Origin of the sequence: Nitratireductor sp., from assembly GCF_017794765.1 — a bacterium.
GTDB lineage: Bacteria > Pseudomonadota > Alphaproteobacteria > Rhizobiales > Rhizobiaceae > Nitratireductor.
In genome coordinates this window covers 652,989-665,450 of the sequence record NZ_CP051236.1, presented here as the reverse complement: position 1 = coordinate 665,450, position 12,462 = coordinate 652,989, and the positions used below count along the sequence as shown (strand labels likewise).

Below are 12,462 nucleotides of genomic sequence, written 5' to 3'. Positions count from 1 at the left end.
TGATACACGTCAAATATCAGCGAATTCTAACCGGAGACATTTCCATGGGCATTTTCGATTTTGTCAAATCAGTCGGCAAGAAGCTCGGCATGGTGGACGAAGAGCCACCAGCAGCGGACGAACTGAAGAAAGAACTCGATTCCCACAAGCTCGGAACCGACAGGGTCGATGTGGTCGTGGAAGGTGACAAGGTCGTTCTCAAAGGTGAGGTGGCTGATCAGTCGGCTTTTGAAAAGGCTGTTGTCGCGGTCGGCAACACGCTCGGCATTTCCAAGGTGGAGGCTGGCGAGCTCAAGGTCGCTTCAGCCGAGGCAAAGGCACCGGTCTTCTACACCGTGAAAAAAGGCGACAATCTCTGGAAGATTGCCGAGGCCAATTACGGCAAGGGCAAAGGTGCGAAATACACCGTCATCTTCGAGGCCAACAAGCCCATGCTTGACGATCCGGACAAGATCTATCCCGGCCAGGTGCTGCGCATTCCCGATCTCGCCGAGGCGTGATCGCACCTGTCATGATCTGGCATGAGACGGCGGCTTTCGGGTCGCCGTTTTTCGTTTGCAGGCGTAAGTTTCCTACGCGAGGCTGTCTGCGTGGTGAGCGTGTCGAACCACGCACTCCATCTATGCAACGGCGCATCATGCACCTTACTCGATGCAAGGAGATTTGATTGCCCACCCTCACCGAAGGCGTGATCCACCTGCCCGAATATCTCGACCGCTCGGCACAGGAGGCGCTGCTCGGCGAGATACGCGCCGTGGTGCGCGAGGCGCCGCTGTTCGTGCCGGCCATGCCGCGGACCGGCAAGGAAATGAGTGTCCGCATGACCAATTGCGGAGTGCTCGGCTGGGTTACGGACAAGGAACGCGGATACCGGTATCAGGAGACGCACCCTGTCACCGGGAAGCCCTGGCCTGCCATCCCGGCACGGCTTCTTGCACTTTGGAACGAGGTCGCGGAATTTCCCGCTCCGCCTGAAGCCTGCCTTGTCAACCACTATACCGAAGGGGCAAAGATGGGCCTGCATCAGGATCGCGATGAGGAAGCTTTCGCAGCACCTGTGATCTCAGTATCCCTCGGCGATGCCTGTCTCTTTCGTGTCGGTGGAACAAAACGCAGCGACAAAACCCTGTCAGTCAGGCTCCAGTCCGGCGATGTGGTGGTGCTCGGCGGGGCAGGTCGACTTGCCTTTCACGGGGTCGACCGCATCTATCCGGGCACGTCCACGCTGCTCTCAGCACCAGGTCGCATCAATCTGACCCTGCGACGCGTTACAGCTTCCTGAGCGCAACCTCTTCCGTCAAATGGTTGGCGCCCTTGCGCAGAATGAGGTCGGCACGCGGCCTGGTGGGAAGAATATTCTCGCGCAGATTCTTGAGATTGATGTTCTCCCAGAGCTGTTCTGCAATTGCGAGCGCCGCATTGGGTTTTAGTGCTGCGTAGCGGTGAAAGAACGACTGGGGGTTCTGGAACGCTGTTTCGCGCAGCCGCATGAAGCGGTCCACATACCATTGATGAATCAGGTCTTCCGGCGCGTCGATGTAAATCGAGAAATCAAAAAAGTCCGAAACAACCGGAACCGCTGTTCCATCCTGCGGCAGATCGCGTGTCTGCAGGACATTGATCCCTTCGAAAATCAGAATATCCGGTCGGTCGATGGTGCGAAATTCGCCCGGCAGAACGTCATAGGTAAGGTGTGAATAGAGCGGCGCCTGAACGTTTGGCAACCCCGCCTTGATCGCAGACAAAAACCGCAGCACCGCGCCAAGGTCGTAGCTTTCCGGGAATCCCTTCCGCTCCATGAGGTTGTCGCGCCGCAGAATTTCGTTGGGATAGAGAAAACCGTCCGTTGTCACCAGATCCACTTTCGGGCTGGAAGGCCAGCGAGCGAGCAGTTCCTGCAGAACGCGGGCAGTTGTTGACTTGCCGACCGCCACCGAGCCGGCGATGCCGATGATGAAGGGTGATTTCACTACGTCCTGGCTGTCAAAAAACGCCTGTCTTTGGCGAAACAGAAGCTGCGTGGCCTCCACATGAGCCGAAAGAAGCCGCGACATGGACAGATATATCCGGCGCACTTCTTCCAGATCGACGGGGTCGTTCAGCGAACGCAACCGCCGAACCTCGTCCTCGGTCAGGGTGAGTGGCGTGTCGGCGCGAAACTTCGCCCAGTTTTCCGCCGTGAAAATGCGATAGGGGGAATATTTCTCCCCTGAGACAAGCTGGTCCATGAAATTCGCGGCCCCCTTCCTCGCCGCCATGGCTGTCTTCGCCCTCCGGGATCTCTGGCTATCGCTCATGTGCCAGATGATGCCATCCTGCGCAGAAACGATCTATCCCTTTCGGGATGCCTTTTCCTCAACACCCGTGCGCGCCGTGCGACGCTCGAGCTCGGACATCACCTCATCAAGCGAGACTCCCTCAAGAGCCAGAACCACCAACCAATGATAAAGAAGATCGGCGCTTTCGGAAACGAGCTCATGCCTGTCGTGCGAAACAGCGGCAATCACCGTTTCAACAGCTTCTTCGCCAAGCTTTTGTGCAGCCTTTGACGTGCCTTTGGAAAACAGCCTGGCCGTCCATGAATTTTCGTCACCTGAACGCGCGCGCTCGGCGATGATCGCTTCCAGGCGGGTGAGGTCGAACTGGCTCATGCCTGCTCCGGGGTCTGCGCGGGATCGAGCCGCATGGGAATGCCGGCGGCGGCCATATGCGCCTTGGCCTCGCCGATCGTGTAGGTGCCGAAATGAAAGATCGAGGCGGCCAGCACGGCGCTCGCATGCCCATCGCGCACGCCTTCGACCAGGTGATCGAGCGTGCCCACTCCACCCGAGGCGATCACCGGCGCGCGCACCGCATCGGCCACGGCGCGCGTCAGCGGGATATTGTAGCCGGCCTTGGTGCCATCGCGATCCATGGAAGTAAGCAGGATTTCGCCGGCACCGAGATCCACTACCTTTCGGGCGAACTCCACTGCATCAATGCCGGTGGGTGTGCGCCCGCCATGGGTGAAAATTTCCCAGCGCAGCGGTTCCCCTTCACCAGAGACCTGCTTGGCGTCTATCGCCACAACAATGCATTGATCGCCGAATTTGTCTGCCGCGCGCGCCACCAGCTCGGGATCCTTCACCGCGGCTGTGTTGATCGACACCTTGTCGGCTCCGGCGAGCAGAAGTTTGCGGATGTCGGAAACCTCGCGCACGCCACCGCCCACCGTCAGCGGCATGAAGCACTGTTCGGCAGTGCGCGCCACGACATCAAAGATCGTCTCGCGGTTGTCGCTGGAGGCGGTGATGTCGAGGAAGCAGAGTTCGTCCGCACCTGCGGCGTCATAGGCTTTTGCCGCTTCCACCGGATCGCCGGCATCGATCAGATCGACGAAATTGACGCCCTTGACGACGCGGCCGTCCTTCACATCGAGACAGGGAATGACGCGGGCTTTGAGTGTCATTTGTTCACTTTGCACACAACTTTAAGTTCCATTAGTTTTCTCAGATGGATTCTCGATCTGTTGACAGCGAATACATATTCTATGCCGATGAGAGTGGCGATCACTCCCTTAGATCCATCGATCCATCCTATCCCGTATTTTCTTTATCTCTTTGTGGTTTCAAGAAAACCACCTATTGCAGCCGCATCGTTCCCCGTTTTCAGGCCCTGAAATTCCGATATTTCGGACACGATGCAATCATTCTTCACGAGCACGACATCCGCAAACAGAATGGCGCTTTCCGGATATTGACCGACCGTGTTGTCAGGGAAAGTTTTCTTGACGACCTTTCCGACTGCCTCACCAATGCGCCGTTCAAAATCCTCAGCACCGTGATTTACAAGCCGGACCTGAAGCTGGATCTCTTTCCCGAGAATCCCTACGCCATCTCCCTTCGCATCAGTCTCCAGCATGTGTGCGGTTTTCTGAAACGAAATGGACAATTTGGCAAGCGAACCTACTTCATTTTCGAAAAGCGCGGCGCCAAGGAAGACGGAGAACTGGAGCTCGAATTTCGCCGGATCGTGTCTGGCCAAAACGATCTTTCCCTACCATTGGACCGATTTGAGATTGTCTTTTGCGACAAGAAGGCCAATTCGACGGGAATGCAGATCGCCGATCTGACAGCGCGCCCGATTGGATTAAGCATTTTCCGGAAAAATCAGAAAAACCGGGCGTTTGAATTGATCCGCGGCAAACTCCATCGAGGTCGACGTTACAGTCGACCGAGCCAGGGCATCATCGTGCCATAAAAGCGAAAGGCCTCGGATTACTCCAAGGCCCGACGCCGACCGGGAAACCCCAATCCATTTAACCTCAATATAGGGCATCGCCCAAAAATGTCAAGAAAACAGGAGCGATTCCAATCGCTTATGGAAATCAAAGCAAGTGATTCTTTTTGCTGAGAAAATGACTTCTATCCGTTCTTCTGCAGAACTCTCAACGCCTCTGCGGGATCAATCCGCCCGTCATAAAGCGCGCGGCCGGAGATGGCGCCTTCGAGCTTCGCCGCGTCGGGCATGGTCATGCGCACAATGTCGGCGAGGGAGGCGAGGCCGCCAGAGGCGATTACGGGGATGGAAACGGCATCGGCAAGCTCGATGGTCGATTCCCAGTTGATCCCGGTCAGAACACCGTCGCGGTCGATGTCGGTATAGATGATCGCAGCCACGCCTGCGCCTTCGAACCGGCGGGCGAGTTCGATGGCCGAGAGATCGGATGTTTCCGCCCAGCCTTCGACGGCCACCTTGCCGCCGCGCGCATCAATGCCGACGGCGATCCTGCCCGGAAACGCCCTGCAGGCTTCCTTCACCAGATCGGGATCGCGCACCGCGACAGTGCCGAGGATCACGCGCGACAGGCCCTTGTCGAGCCAGGCCTCGATATGGGCGAGCGTGCGGATGCCGCCACCGAGCTGTACCGGGTTTTTCGTCGCTTTCAGGATCGCCTCGACGGCATCGCCATTGACGCTCGCGCCGGCGAAGGCGCCGTTCAGGTCGACCACATGCAGCCATTCAAAGCCCTGCTCTTCGAAACTGCGGGCCTGGGCGGCGGGGTCGGTGTTGTAGACCGTCGCCTCGTCCATGTCGCCCAGTTTGAGCCGAACGCACTGGCCGTCTTTCAGGTCAATGGCGGGAAAAAGGATCATGTGTCAGACGCCTTCGATAATGCTGAGCCTGGCTCTTGAAACGGGTTGCCGGAATGTGATCGCATGCTGGTATTCCGGCGAGTGGTAACAGGCGAGTGCCTGCTCATAGGATGCGAACTCGATGACCACCTGACGATCGCCCGCCGGCTCCTCCGGCGCAACCGACTGCCCGCCCCGCACCAGAAATTTCGCGCCGTATTTCTCGAAGGCCACAGCGTTGGCTTCGATATATTTCCTGTAGCCCTCGAGGTCGGCGATCTCGACCTGCGCGATCCAGTAGCCTTTTTTGTTCATGCACTTTTGGAAGGGATTCAGAATGAAAAATAAGAATCCAGCGGTGTTCGACTTGAATAGATGCTGCAATTCTCATTCGGCCACTTATCCCCAAAAAGCATAAGCGGCTGTTAATCTGCATTAAACCAATCTGGACTCCCTCACGCTCCCTACGTAAGACTCGATTCGCCAAATACAAAAAGCCGGGATTCCGGCCCGGCTTTTTGAAGCCCGCAACGAATTGGATGCCGAGGGCAATAGGATATTTCCTACTGGAGTTTCAAATCATATCGCTGAATCTCAGTCAACTTCCTTCCTTTGGCCGGCATCCGCATTTTCCTCCCAAGGAGAAGAGCAATGGCTCATGCCAAGTTAACACATACCGACGCCGTAAAGTCCTGGGTATTGAGGGCTTGCGGCTGGAAACTAAGAGACATTCAAGCACGCTTCGACGTCGACCCGCGTCGCCTATACGAGGTATGGGAAGAGATAGAATGTCCAGGCAGTAAAGAAGCTGCTATCAAGGTGTTCCGACGACTGCTTCCGAATCAACCAGTTAAGGATAGATTCGAGAAGCACCAGCCTCGCTTCATGCGCTTGCAGAGGCAGGCAGGTTCGGAACCGATGCTGCCGGGTTTCTAAGGCCTCCAGCGAAGGAAATTGGCGATCAGGGCCAGGCCAAGCGCCTGGCTCTTTTCCGGGTGGAACTGCGTGCCTACTAGATTGTCCCGCGCGACCGTTGCGGTGATCGGCCCGCCATAGTCAGCGGTGGCGAGAATCTCGGCCTCATTGCGGGCGGCGAAGTGATAGGAATGCACGAAATAGGCGTGCAAACCGTCCGCTCCGGTGGGGATCCCCGCGAAGACCGGGTGCGAATGTTTCACGTGAATCGTGTTCCAGCCGATCTGTGGAATCTTCAGTCCCGGGTCGCAGGGTGTCATCTCGACCACATCTCCGGCGATCCAGCCAAGCCCGTCCGTGACCGTCTTCTCCAGCCCGCGCTCGCTCATGAGCTGCATGCCGACGCAGATGCCGAGGAAGGGACGCGCCTGGTGGATGGCGACATCCGTTATCGCCTCGACCATGCCGGGTACTGCATCGAGCCCATGCCGGCAGTCCGCATAGGCACCGACGCCCGGCAGAACGACCCGGTCGGCGGTGCGCACAGCATCGGCATCGGCAGTCACGTCGATTTCCGCCGCTATGCCGTTTTCACGAGCGGCACGCTCAAAGGCCTTTGCGGCCGAGCGCAGATTGCCCGAACCGTAGTCGATGATCGCAACCTTCATGGTCAACGCGCTCCAGGATAGGTGAAGAGACCGAGCGCCGGTTCGCTGGCACGGCCTGCAACTCTTGCCGGAACAGGCGTTTCCCGGAGAGCGGGAAGTGGTGTTTCCCTGCGGGCTTCCGGCTCGTCGGACAAGAGCCCGGCCATATAGCGGGTCTCGGCCTCGTCACGGGTTGTCGCATCGACCACACCCCATTCACGCCAGCCGCGCCGTGTGAGCATGGCGACGCGCAGATTGCGCGCCTCGAGGGCAAGAAAGAGCGAGAGGCACAGCGAAGCGACCGTGGCAGGCGCAGACCAGCCTTCCAGCGTTCCCAGCGCGGCAATGAGAAGGGCGGCGGCAAGAGCCGCCAGTGCTTCCAGCCACATGCGATGCCAGAGAAACCAGAGAAACGGCATGATGAAGGCCAGCAGGGCAAAACCATCGCGCACGAGGATTGCCTGTTCCGGACCTCCCTCGGGCGGCTCCATCACCATATAGCTTGCCATCGGCCTATCCCTTCAGGCTGCCCTTGGTGGAGGGCACCGCGTTGCCCTGGCGCGGATCTGCCTCACAGGCGGTGCGCAGCACACGCGCCACTGCCTTGAAACAGGTCTCGGCAATGTGGTGGCTGTTGGCGCCGTAGTGATTGGTCACGTGCAGGGTGATGCCGGCGTTCTGCGCCAGCGCCTGAAAGAACTCACGCACCAGCTCGGTGTCGAACGTGCCGATCTTCTGGGTCGGAAACGCCACATCCCAGACAAGGAAGGGGCGCCCCGACACATCGATCGCCGCGCGTGTCAGACATTCATCCATGGCAAGGTCGAGTGAAGCATAGCGGGTAATGCCGCGCCGCTCGCCGAGCGCATCGGAGATCGCCTTGCCCAGCGCGATGCCGCAATCCTCCACCGTGTGGTGATCGTCAATATGAAGATCGCCCTTGGCCTTCACTGTCATGTCGATCAGCGAATGACGGGAAAGCTGCTCCAGCATATGGTCGAAAAAGCCCACACCGGTGGCCACCTCGAAGCGGCCGGCGCCATCAATATCAACCTTGACCGAAATGGCCGTCTCATTGGTCTTGCGGCTGATTTCGGCGGTGCGCGTCTTGCTGGAAGCCATGGTCTTTCCCTTTGCGCTGCATGAAGGCCAGCCTTCTAGCAGCATGTTCGGGCAGCGCCAAGCACTCTCGCCAATCTCGTCTCTCGCGTTTGCATTCCACGATGTTGAACTTACATATTCGCTCTGACGGTGCCGTGCCTTATCGGGCGGCACGAAAAGGAGTGTGCGATGAGCAACGAGAATTCCATGCACGCCACGACAATCGTCACTGTGCGCAAGGGCGGCAGGGTGGTGATTGCCGGGGACGGGCAGGTCAGCCTTGGCAATACCGTGATGAAGGGCAATGCGCGCAAGGTGCGGCGCATCGGCAAGGGCAATGTGATTGCCGGCTTTGCCGGAGCGACGGCCGATGCCTTCACCCTTCTCGAACGGCTCGAGGCCAAACTGGAACAGTATCCCGAGCAGCTGATGCGCGCCTGTGTGGAACTGGCCAAGGACTGGCGTACGGACCGCTATCTGCGCCGGCTCGAAGCGATGATGCTGGTCGCCGACAAGAACATCACCCTGGCGCTGACGGGCAATGGCGACGTGCTGGAGCCGGAAGGGGGCATCATGGCCATCGGTTCCGGCGGCAATTTTGCACTCGCCGCAGCGCGTGCGCTGGCCGACACCGACAAGGACGCCGAAGAGATCGCCCGTAGGGCGATGGAGATCGCCGCATCCATCTGTATCTACACCAATGACAATGTCGTGGTGGAAACGCTCGATGCCGAGTGACCCGGGGCAGATCGACTTTACCCCGGTCACGGCCGAGCACTATCCGCTCCTGCTTGACTGGCTCCACCGGCCGCACGTGCGGCGATGGTGGGGCGAACCCGAGACGGAGCTTGAGTATATCCGCGATATGGTGGAAGGGCGCGATAGCTCCCGGCCTTTTCTGATCCTTCTGGATGGGAACCCCATTGGCTACATCCAGTACTGGTTTGTAGCTGACAACAGGGGCCCCGAAATCCTTGTGGATGAGCCCTGGGTGGCCGAGTTGCCGGACGATGCCGTGGGCGTTGATTTGTCTATCGGCGAAGAAGCGCTTCTTTCCAGAGGTATCGGCAGCCGCTCGGTGAAGCAGATGGTCCATCGGCTTGTGGGCAAGGGATATACCAACATCGTGATCGACCCGGAGCGCGAAAATAGCCGTGCCGTGCGTGCCTACGAGAAAGCGGGCTTCCGACCGATTCCTCATCTCGAAGGACGCTCCGGAAGCGCTCTCATCATGCAATACGACAAGAACAACGAGACGGACACATGACCACATTTTCCCCGCGCGAGATCGTTTCCGAACTCGATCGCTACATTATCGGCCAGAAGGATGCCAAGCGCGCCGTGGCCATCGCGCTGCGCAATCGCTGGCGCCGGCAGCAGCTTGAACCCAAGCTGCGCGAAGAGGTGATGCCCAAGAACATCCTCATGATCGGCCCCACCGGCGTCGGCAAGACCGAAATTTCCAGACGCCTGGCCAAGCTCGCCGGTGCGCCGTTTGTGAAGGTCGAGGCAACGAAATTCACCGAGGTCGGCTATGTCGGACGCGATGTGGAACAGATCATCCGCGACCTGGTCGAGGTTTCAATCGGGCTGACACGCGAGAAGATGCGCGAGAATGTCAAGGCGCGGGCTCATATGAACGCTGAAGAGCGGGTTCTTGAAGCGCTGGTTGGCAAAACGGCAAGCCCGGCCACAAAGGACAGTTTCCGCAAGAAGCTGCGCAGTGGCGAGCTGGACGACAAGGAAATCGAGGTGGAGGTTTCCGATTCCGGTGGGGGCATGCCCGGTTTCGAGCTTCCCGGCATGCCGGGCGCCAATATCGGCGTTCTGAACATCAACGACATGCTGCAGAAGGCCATGGGCGGCCAGCAGACCAAGAAGCGCAAGACGACGGTCAAGGAATCCTACGAACTCCTGATCGCCGATGAATCCGACAAGCTTCTTGACCAGGACGAAGTGACCCAGCGGGCTCTGGAATCGGCGCAGAACGATGGCATCGTCTTTCTCGACGAGATTGACAAGATCGCCACCCGCGAGGGCGGCGTGGGGGCGGGCGTTTCGCGCGAAGGTGTACAGCGCGATCTGCTTCCGCTGGTGGAAGGCACCACGGTTGCGACAAAATACGGGCCGGTGAAGACCGATCACATCCTCTTCATCGCCTCCGGTGCGTTCCATGTCTCCAAGCCATCGGATCTTCTGCCGGAGCTTCAGGGCAGGCTGCCGATCCGCGTTGAACTGCGGGCATTGGAGAAGGACGATTTCCGCCGCATCCTGACGGAAACCGAAGCGAGCCTCATCAAGCAGTATGTGGCGCTGATGGAGACGGAAGGCGTGACGCTGGAGTTCACTGACGATGCCATCGACCGGCTGGCGGCCATCGCTGTCGATCTCAACGCGACCGTCGAGAACATCGGAGCCCGCCGGTTGCAAACGGTGATGGAACGTGTGCTCGACGAGATATCTTTCGATGCGCCCGACCGCTCGGGTAGCGCACTCAAGATCGATGCAGATTATGTCGACGAGAATGTCGGCGATCTGGCCAGAAACACAGACCTGTCGCGCTTCATACTCTAGGCAGACGCGGTTTCATGGCCCGCCGGGACGGGGCCGTGAAACCGCTTTTTCAAGTGTGACATCTCTGCCGCGGTCGCGATGTCATCGCGCCAGGGATCCGAATGCCTCTCGACTTGCTGACAGGCTTTGCCTAACTTGCGCTTCATCCAAAAAAAGAATGCACCGGGGGCGCAAGCGGCGCGACATGGCATCACGGGCTCGATTGGTTATTGGCATTTGCGCCGGCTTGATGGGCGCCGGCAATTTGCCTGTGGCAGCGGCAAACCTGGTGCCCGAAGGCAATCGCAATGCCGAACAGCCCCCCATACCCGGGGTTTCCGCAAAACGCACCAAGTCTGCGCAAACCACTTATGATGCCAAATATGGAAAGGTCTATCAGCTTCTGAAGAACGACAGTGGGCTGGTTTCCAAGATCCGCTCCATTTCCGCCCGGTATCAGATCGATCCCGTTCACATGGTCGGCGCTATCGTCGGCGAACACACCTACAATGTGGATGCCTACGACCGCCTGCAAACCTACTATGTGAAGGCAATCTCCTATCTTAAGAGCGATTTCTCGTTTTCCCATGGCGGTGAGACCGTTGGGCAGTTCATAAAGCGACCCGAGTTCGCCGAATGCGAGAAGGAAGACGGCAGCTACGAACTATGGAGCTGTCGCGAGGCAGTGTGGGACAAAGCCTTTCGCGGCAAGAGCGTGGATGGAACAAAATGGCCGAATGATCGTTTCGGCGCGGTTTTCTTCCAGCCCTTCTATGCCGGTCAGACCTTTGGTATTGGCCAGCTCAATCCGCTGACCGCGCTTAAAATGACCGACATGGTGCACAAGGTCTCCGGATTCAGACGGATCAGCCATGACAACCCGCAGGAAGTTTACCAGACCATCATGGACCCGGATAAGTCGCTCGCCTATGTCGCGGCGACCGTGAAAAAGTCCATCTCCGCTTATAAGCGCATTGCCGATTTCGACATTTCCGGGAATCCCGGCATTACGGCAACGCTTTACAATCTTGGAAATCCCGAGGCGCGCGCCGCGCGGCTCGCGGCCGAAAACCGCATTCGCCGGGCTAAGGGGCAGCGGATCAAGCTTCCCGAAGAAAACTATTATGGCTGGCTGGTGAACGACAAGCTGGACGAGCTGAAGGCGCTATTCCAGGACTCGTGACATATTCTATTTTTTGCTGGCCGCGCGGTCCCCGGTGATATCACGCAACTGCTTCAGCAGCAGGTCTATCTCGGCGTTTTTCAAAGAACCTATATGCGCCGCCAGGAGATTGGCGAGCTCGGTCGCATTGGAAGAAAGCCTTGCCGTGTCCACCACAACACGCGGATGGGAGAGCTCCGCGATGCGCTGCATCTCGTCTGCGTCGTCCCATATCACGTTGAAATAGCCAATGATCTTCTGAACCATTGCCCAGTTGGGTGGGCTGGCGCGGCCATGTTCCAGAGACGAGAGATAGGCGGCGCTCACACCAATGGCAGCCGCCATTTCCTTCTGGCTAACGCCGCGTTCCCTGCGAAGGCGCCGGATTTTCTCCCCAAGCGGTGTCACATCCCGCTCCTGTGTTTGCGTTTCAGCCGAACATAAAACGCACCGCCCCCACCATGCCGGCGGCTCGCCTCGTCGATTCCGCTGACAAGGGTGGAAAATGGCGGCGTTGCAAGCCATTGCGGAACGGCACGCCGCAACACGCCGTCACTTCCGAACGAAGCTCCCTTTCCGGTGATGACCAACACATGGCGCACACCATCCGCATGGGCCCGGCTCAGGAAGGAAAGGAGAAGGCTATGCGCTTCAGGCTGCGTCAGCCCGTGCAGATCCACGCGGCCTTCCAACGCAAGCCGGCCCCGTGCGAGCTTGGTATGGGTAGGCTTGTCTATCCGCCGTGTGGGATGCGCTTTCGGCTGGGGTGTTTCCCTGAGCGCCGGCCTGGCAGAGCTCTTGCTGCTCGTGTCCTTTGCAACAAGGCGGGAAAGTTCTGCCATCGTGTCGTCGGTAGGCTCCGACGCCTCTTCCAGCATTTCTCCCTTTAGCGGCTCGGTTGACCGCGCCACCCGGTTCCAAAGAATGCGGTCTTCCATGCTCAGTCGTTTGGGTGGGTGGCTGGTCATTG

At 58.6% G+C, this 12,462-nt stretch carries 17 protein-coding genes; 7 read left to right on the top strand and 10 right to left on the bottom strand.

Annotation, left to right across the window (positions count from 1 at the left end; genetic code table 11):
* Positions 1–44: 44 nt before the first annotated feature.
* Positions 45–500, top strand: coding sequence for a peptidoglycan-binding protein LysM (gene lysM / locus HF949_RS03245; protein WP_292898274.1), 456 nt, complete (start codon positions 45–47; stop codon positions 498–500).
* A gap of 167 nt (positions 501–667) precedes the next feature.
* The gene (locus HF949_RS03240; protein ID WP_292898273.1) at positions 668–1,282 is read left to right on the top strand and encodes an alpha-ketoglutarate-dependent dioxygenase AlkB family protein; all 615 of its coding nucleotides are present in this window, start codon (positions 668–670) and stop codon (positions 1,280–1,282) included.
* Here HF949_RS03240 and coaA read toward each other — a convergent pair.
* From coaA to hisF, 3 genes are all read right to left on the bottom strand, one after another.
* Positions 1,269–2,228 carry a type I pantothenate kinase gene (gene coaA / locus HF949_RS03235; RefSeq protein ID WP_292899976.1) on the bottom strand — a complete coding sequence of 320 codons (960 nt, stop codon included), beginning with the start codon at positions 2,226–2,228 and terminating at the stop codon, positions 1,269–1,271. The two genes, HF949_RS03240 and coaA, sit on opposite strands and share 14 nt — an antisense overlap.
* 102 nt (positions 2,229–2,330) lie before the next feature.
* Positions 2,331–2,651 carry a phosphoribosyl-ATP diphosphatase gene (locus HF949_RS03230; protein ID WP_292898272.1) on the bottom strand — a complete coding sequence of 107 codons (321 nt, stop codon included), beginning with the start codon at positions 2,649–2,651 and terminating at the stop codon, positions 2,331–2,333.
* On the bottom strand, positions 2,648–3,448 hold the full coding sequence (gene hisF / locus HF949_RS03225; RefSeq protein ID WP_292898271.1) for an imidazole glycerol phosphate synthase subunit HisF: 801 nt from the start codon (positions 3,446–3,448) through the stop codon (positions 2,648–2,650). Before hisF ends, HF949_RS03230 begins: the two co-directional genes overlap by 4 nt.
* Before the next feature lie 44 nt (positions 3,449–3,492).
* Between hisF and HF949_RS03220 the strand changes: the two genes are divergently transcribed.
* Entirely contained in the window at positions 3,493–4,239 is a 747-nt protein-coding gene (locus HF949_RS03220) for a DUF3800 domain-containing protein (RefSeq protein ID WP_292898270.1), read from the top strand.
* 164 nt (positions 4,240–4,403) lie between these two features.
* Here the strand turns inward: HF949_RS03220 and hisA are convergent, their stop codons facing one another.
* From hisA to hisB, 5 genes are all read right to left on the bottom strand, one after another.
* Positions 4,404–5,135, bottom strand: a complete 732-nt coding sequence (gene hisA / locus HF949_RS03215) for a 1-(5-phosphoribosyl)-5-[(5-phosphoribosylamino)methylideneamino]imidazole-4-carboxamide isomerase (protein ID WP_292898269.1) — start codon at positions 5,133–5,135, stop codon at positions 4,404–4,406.
* 3 nt (positions 5,136–5,138) lie between these two features.
* Entirely contained in the window at positions 5,139–5,429 is a 291-nt protein-coding gene (locus tag HF949_RS03210) for a DUF1330 domain-containing protein (RefSeq protein WP_292898268.1), read from the bottom strand.
* Between the two features lie 617 nt (positions 5,430–6,046).
* The gene (gene hisH, locus HF949_RS03205; protein ID WP_292898267.1) at positions 6,047–6,697 is read right to left on the bottom strand and encodes an imidazole glycerol phosphate synthase subunit HisH; all 651 of its coding nucleotides are present in this window, start codon (positions 6,695–6,697) and stop codon (positions 6,047–6,049) included.
* A gap of 2 nt (positions 6,698–6,699) precedes the next feature.
* On the bottom strand, positions 6,700–7,185 hold the full coding sequence (locus HF949_RS03200; protein WP_292898266.1) for a DUF2628 domain-containing protein: 486 nt from the start codon (positions 7,183–7,185) through the stop codon (positions 6,700–6,702).
* A 4-nt stretch (positions 7,186–7,189) separates the two neighbouring features.
* The gene (gene hisB / locus HF949_RS03195) at positions 7,190–7,798 is read right to left on the bottom strand and encodes an imidazoleglycerol-phosphate dehydratase HisB (RefSeq protein ID WP_292898265.1); all 609 of its coding nucleotides are present in this window, start codon (positions 7,796–7,798) and stop codon (positions 7,190–7,192) included.
* 168 nt (positions 7,799–7,966) lie between these two features.
* Between hisB and hslV the strand changes: the two genes are divergently transcribed.
* From hslV to HF949_RS03175, 4 genes are all read left to right on the top strand, one after another.
* A complete protein-coding gene (hslV, locus tag HF949_RS03190; RefSeq protein WP_292898264.1) occupies positions 7,967–8,515 on the top strand; it encodes an ATP-dependent protease subunit HslV in 549 nt (182 codons plus the stop codon).
* Positions 8,505–9,044, top strand: a complete 540-nt coding sequence (locus HF949_RS03185) for a GNAT family N-acetyltransferase (RefSeq protein ID WP_292898263.1) — start codon at positions 8,505–8,507, stop codon at positions 9,042–9,044. The genes hslV and HF949_RS03185 overlap by 11 nt, the downstream gene beginning before the upstream one ends.
* Complete coding sequence (hslU, locus tag HF949_RS03180; protein ID WP_292898262.1) at positions 9,041–10,351, top strand: ATP-dependent protease ATPase subunit HslU; 1,311 nt, start codon at positions 9,041–9,043, stop codon at positions 10,349–10,351. The genes HF949_RS03185 and hslU overlap by 4 nt, the downstream gene beginning before the upstream one ends.
* A gap of 184 nt (positions 10,352–10,535) precedes the next feature.
* A complete protein-coding gene (locus tag HF949_RS03175; RefSeq protein WP_441338383.1) occupies positions 10,536–11,513 on the top strand; it encodes a DUF1402 family protein in 978 nt (325 codons plus the stop codon).
* A 6-nt stretch (positions 11,514–11,519) separates the two neighbouring features.
* Here the strand turns inward: HF949_RS03175 and HF949_RS03170 are convergent, their stop codons facing one another.
* The gene (locus HF949_RS03170; protein WP_292898261.1) at positions 11,520–11,900 is read right to left on the bottom strand and encodes a helix-turn-helix domain-containing protein; all 381 of its coding nucleotides are present in this window, start codon (positions 11,898–11,900) and stop codon (positions 11,520–11,522) included.
* Positions 11,897–12,460, bottom strand: a complete 564-nt coding sequence (locus HF949_RS03165) for a Smr/MutS family protein (protein ID WP_292898260.1) — start codon at positions 12,458–12,460, stop codon at positions 11,897–11,899. The genes HF949_RS03170 and HF949_RS03165 overlap by 4 nt, the downstream gene beginning before the upstream one ends.
* Positions 12,461–12,462: the final 2 nt, after the last annotated feature.

Bases quoted from the DNA above. Each gene is read 5' to 3' on its own strand.
- lysM (WP_292898274.1), top strand. From the start codon at position 45: ATGGGCATTTTCGATTTTGTCAAATCAGTCGGCAAGAAGCTCGGCATG.
- coaA (WP_292899976.1), bottom strand. From the start codon at position 2,228: ATGGACCAGCTTGTCTCAGGGGAGAAATATTCCCCCTATCGCATTTTC.
- HF949_RS03230 (WP_292898272.1), bottom strand. From the start codon at position 2,651: ATGAGCCAGTTCGACCTCACCCGCCTGGAAGCGATCATCGCCGAGCGC.
- hisF (WP_292898271.1), bottom strand. From the start codon at position 3,448: ATGACACTCAAAGCCCGCGTCATTCCCTGTCTCGATGTGAAGGACGGC.
- HF949_RS03220 (WP_292898270.1), top strand. From the start codon at position 3,493: ATGGATTCTCGATCTGTTGACAGCGAATACATATTCTATGCCGATGAG.
- hisA (WP_292898269.1), bottom strand. From the start codon at position 5,135: ATGATCCTTTTTCCCGCCATTGACCTGAAAGACGGCCAGTGCGTTCGG.
- HF949_RS03210 (WP_292898268.1), bottom strand. From the start codon at position 5,429: ATGAACAAAAAAGGCTACTGGATCGCGCAGGTCGAGATCGCCGACCTC.
- hisH (WP_292898267.1), bottom strand. From the start codon at position 6,697: ATGAAGGTTGCGATCATCGACTACGGTTCGGGCAATCTGCGCTCGGCC.
- HF949_RS03200 (WP_292898266.1), bottom strand. From the start codon at position 7,185: ATGGCAAGCTATATGGTGATGGAGCCGCCCGAGGGAGGTCCGGAACAG.
- hisB (WP_292898265.1), bottom strand. From the start codon at position 7,798: ATGGCTTCCAGCAAGACGCGCACCGCCGAAATCAGCCGCAAGACCAAT.
- hslV (WP_292898264.1), top strand. From the start codon at position 7,967: ATGAGCAACGAGAATTCCATGCACGCCACGACAATCGTCACTGTGCGC.
- HF949_RS03185 (WP_292898263.1), top strand. From the start codon at position 8,505: ATGCCGAGTGACCCGGGGCAGATCGACTTTACCCCGGTCACGGCCGAG.
- hslU (WP_292898262.1), top strand. From the start codon at position 9,041: ATGACCACATTTTCCCCGCGCGAGATCGTTTCCGAACTCGATCGCTAC.
- HF949_RS03175 (WP_441338383.1), top strand. From the start codon at position 10,536: ATGGCATCACGGGCTCGATTGGTTATTGGCATTTGCGCCGGCTTGATG.
- HF949_RS03165 (WP_292898260.1), bottom strand. From the start codon at position 12,460: ATGACCAGCCACCCACCCAAACGACTGAGCATGGAAGACCGCATTCTT.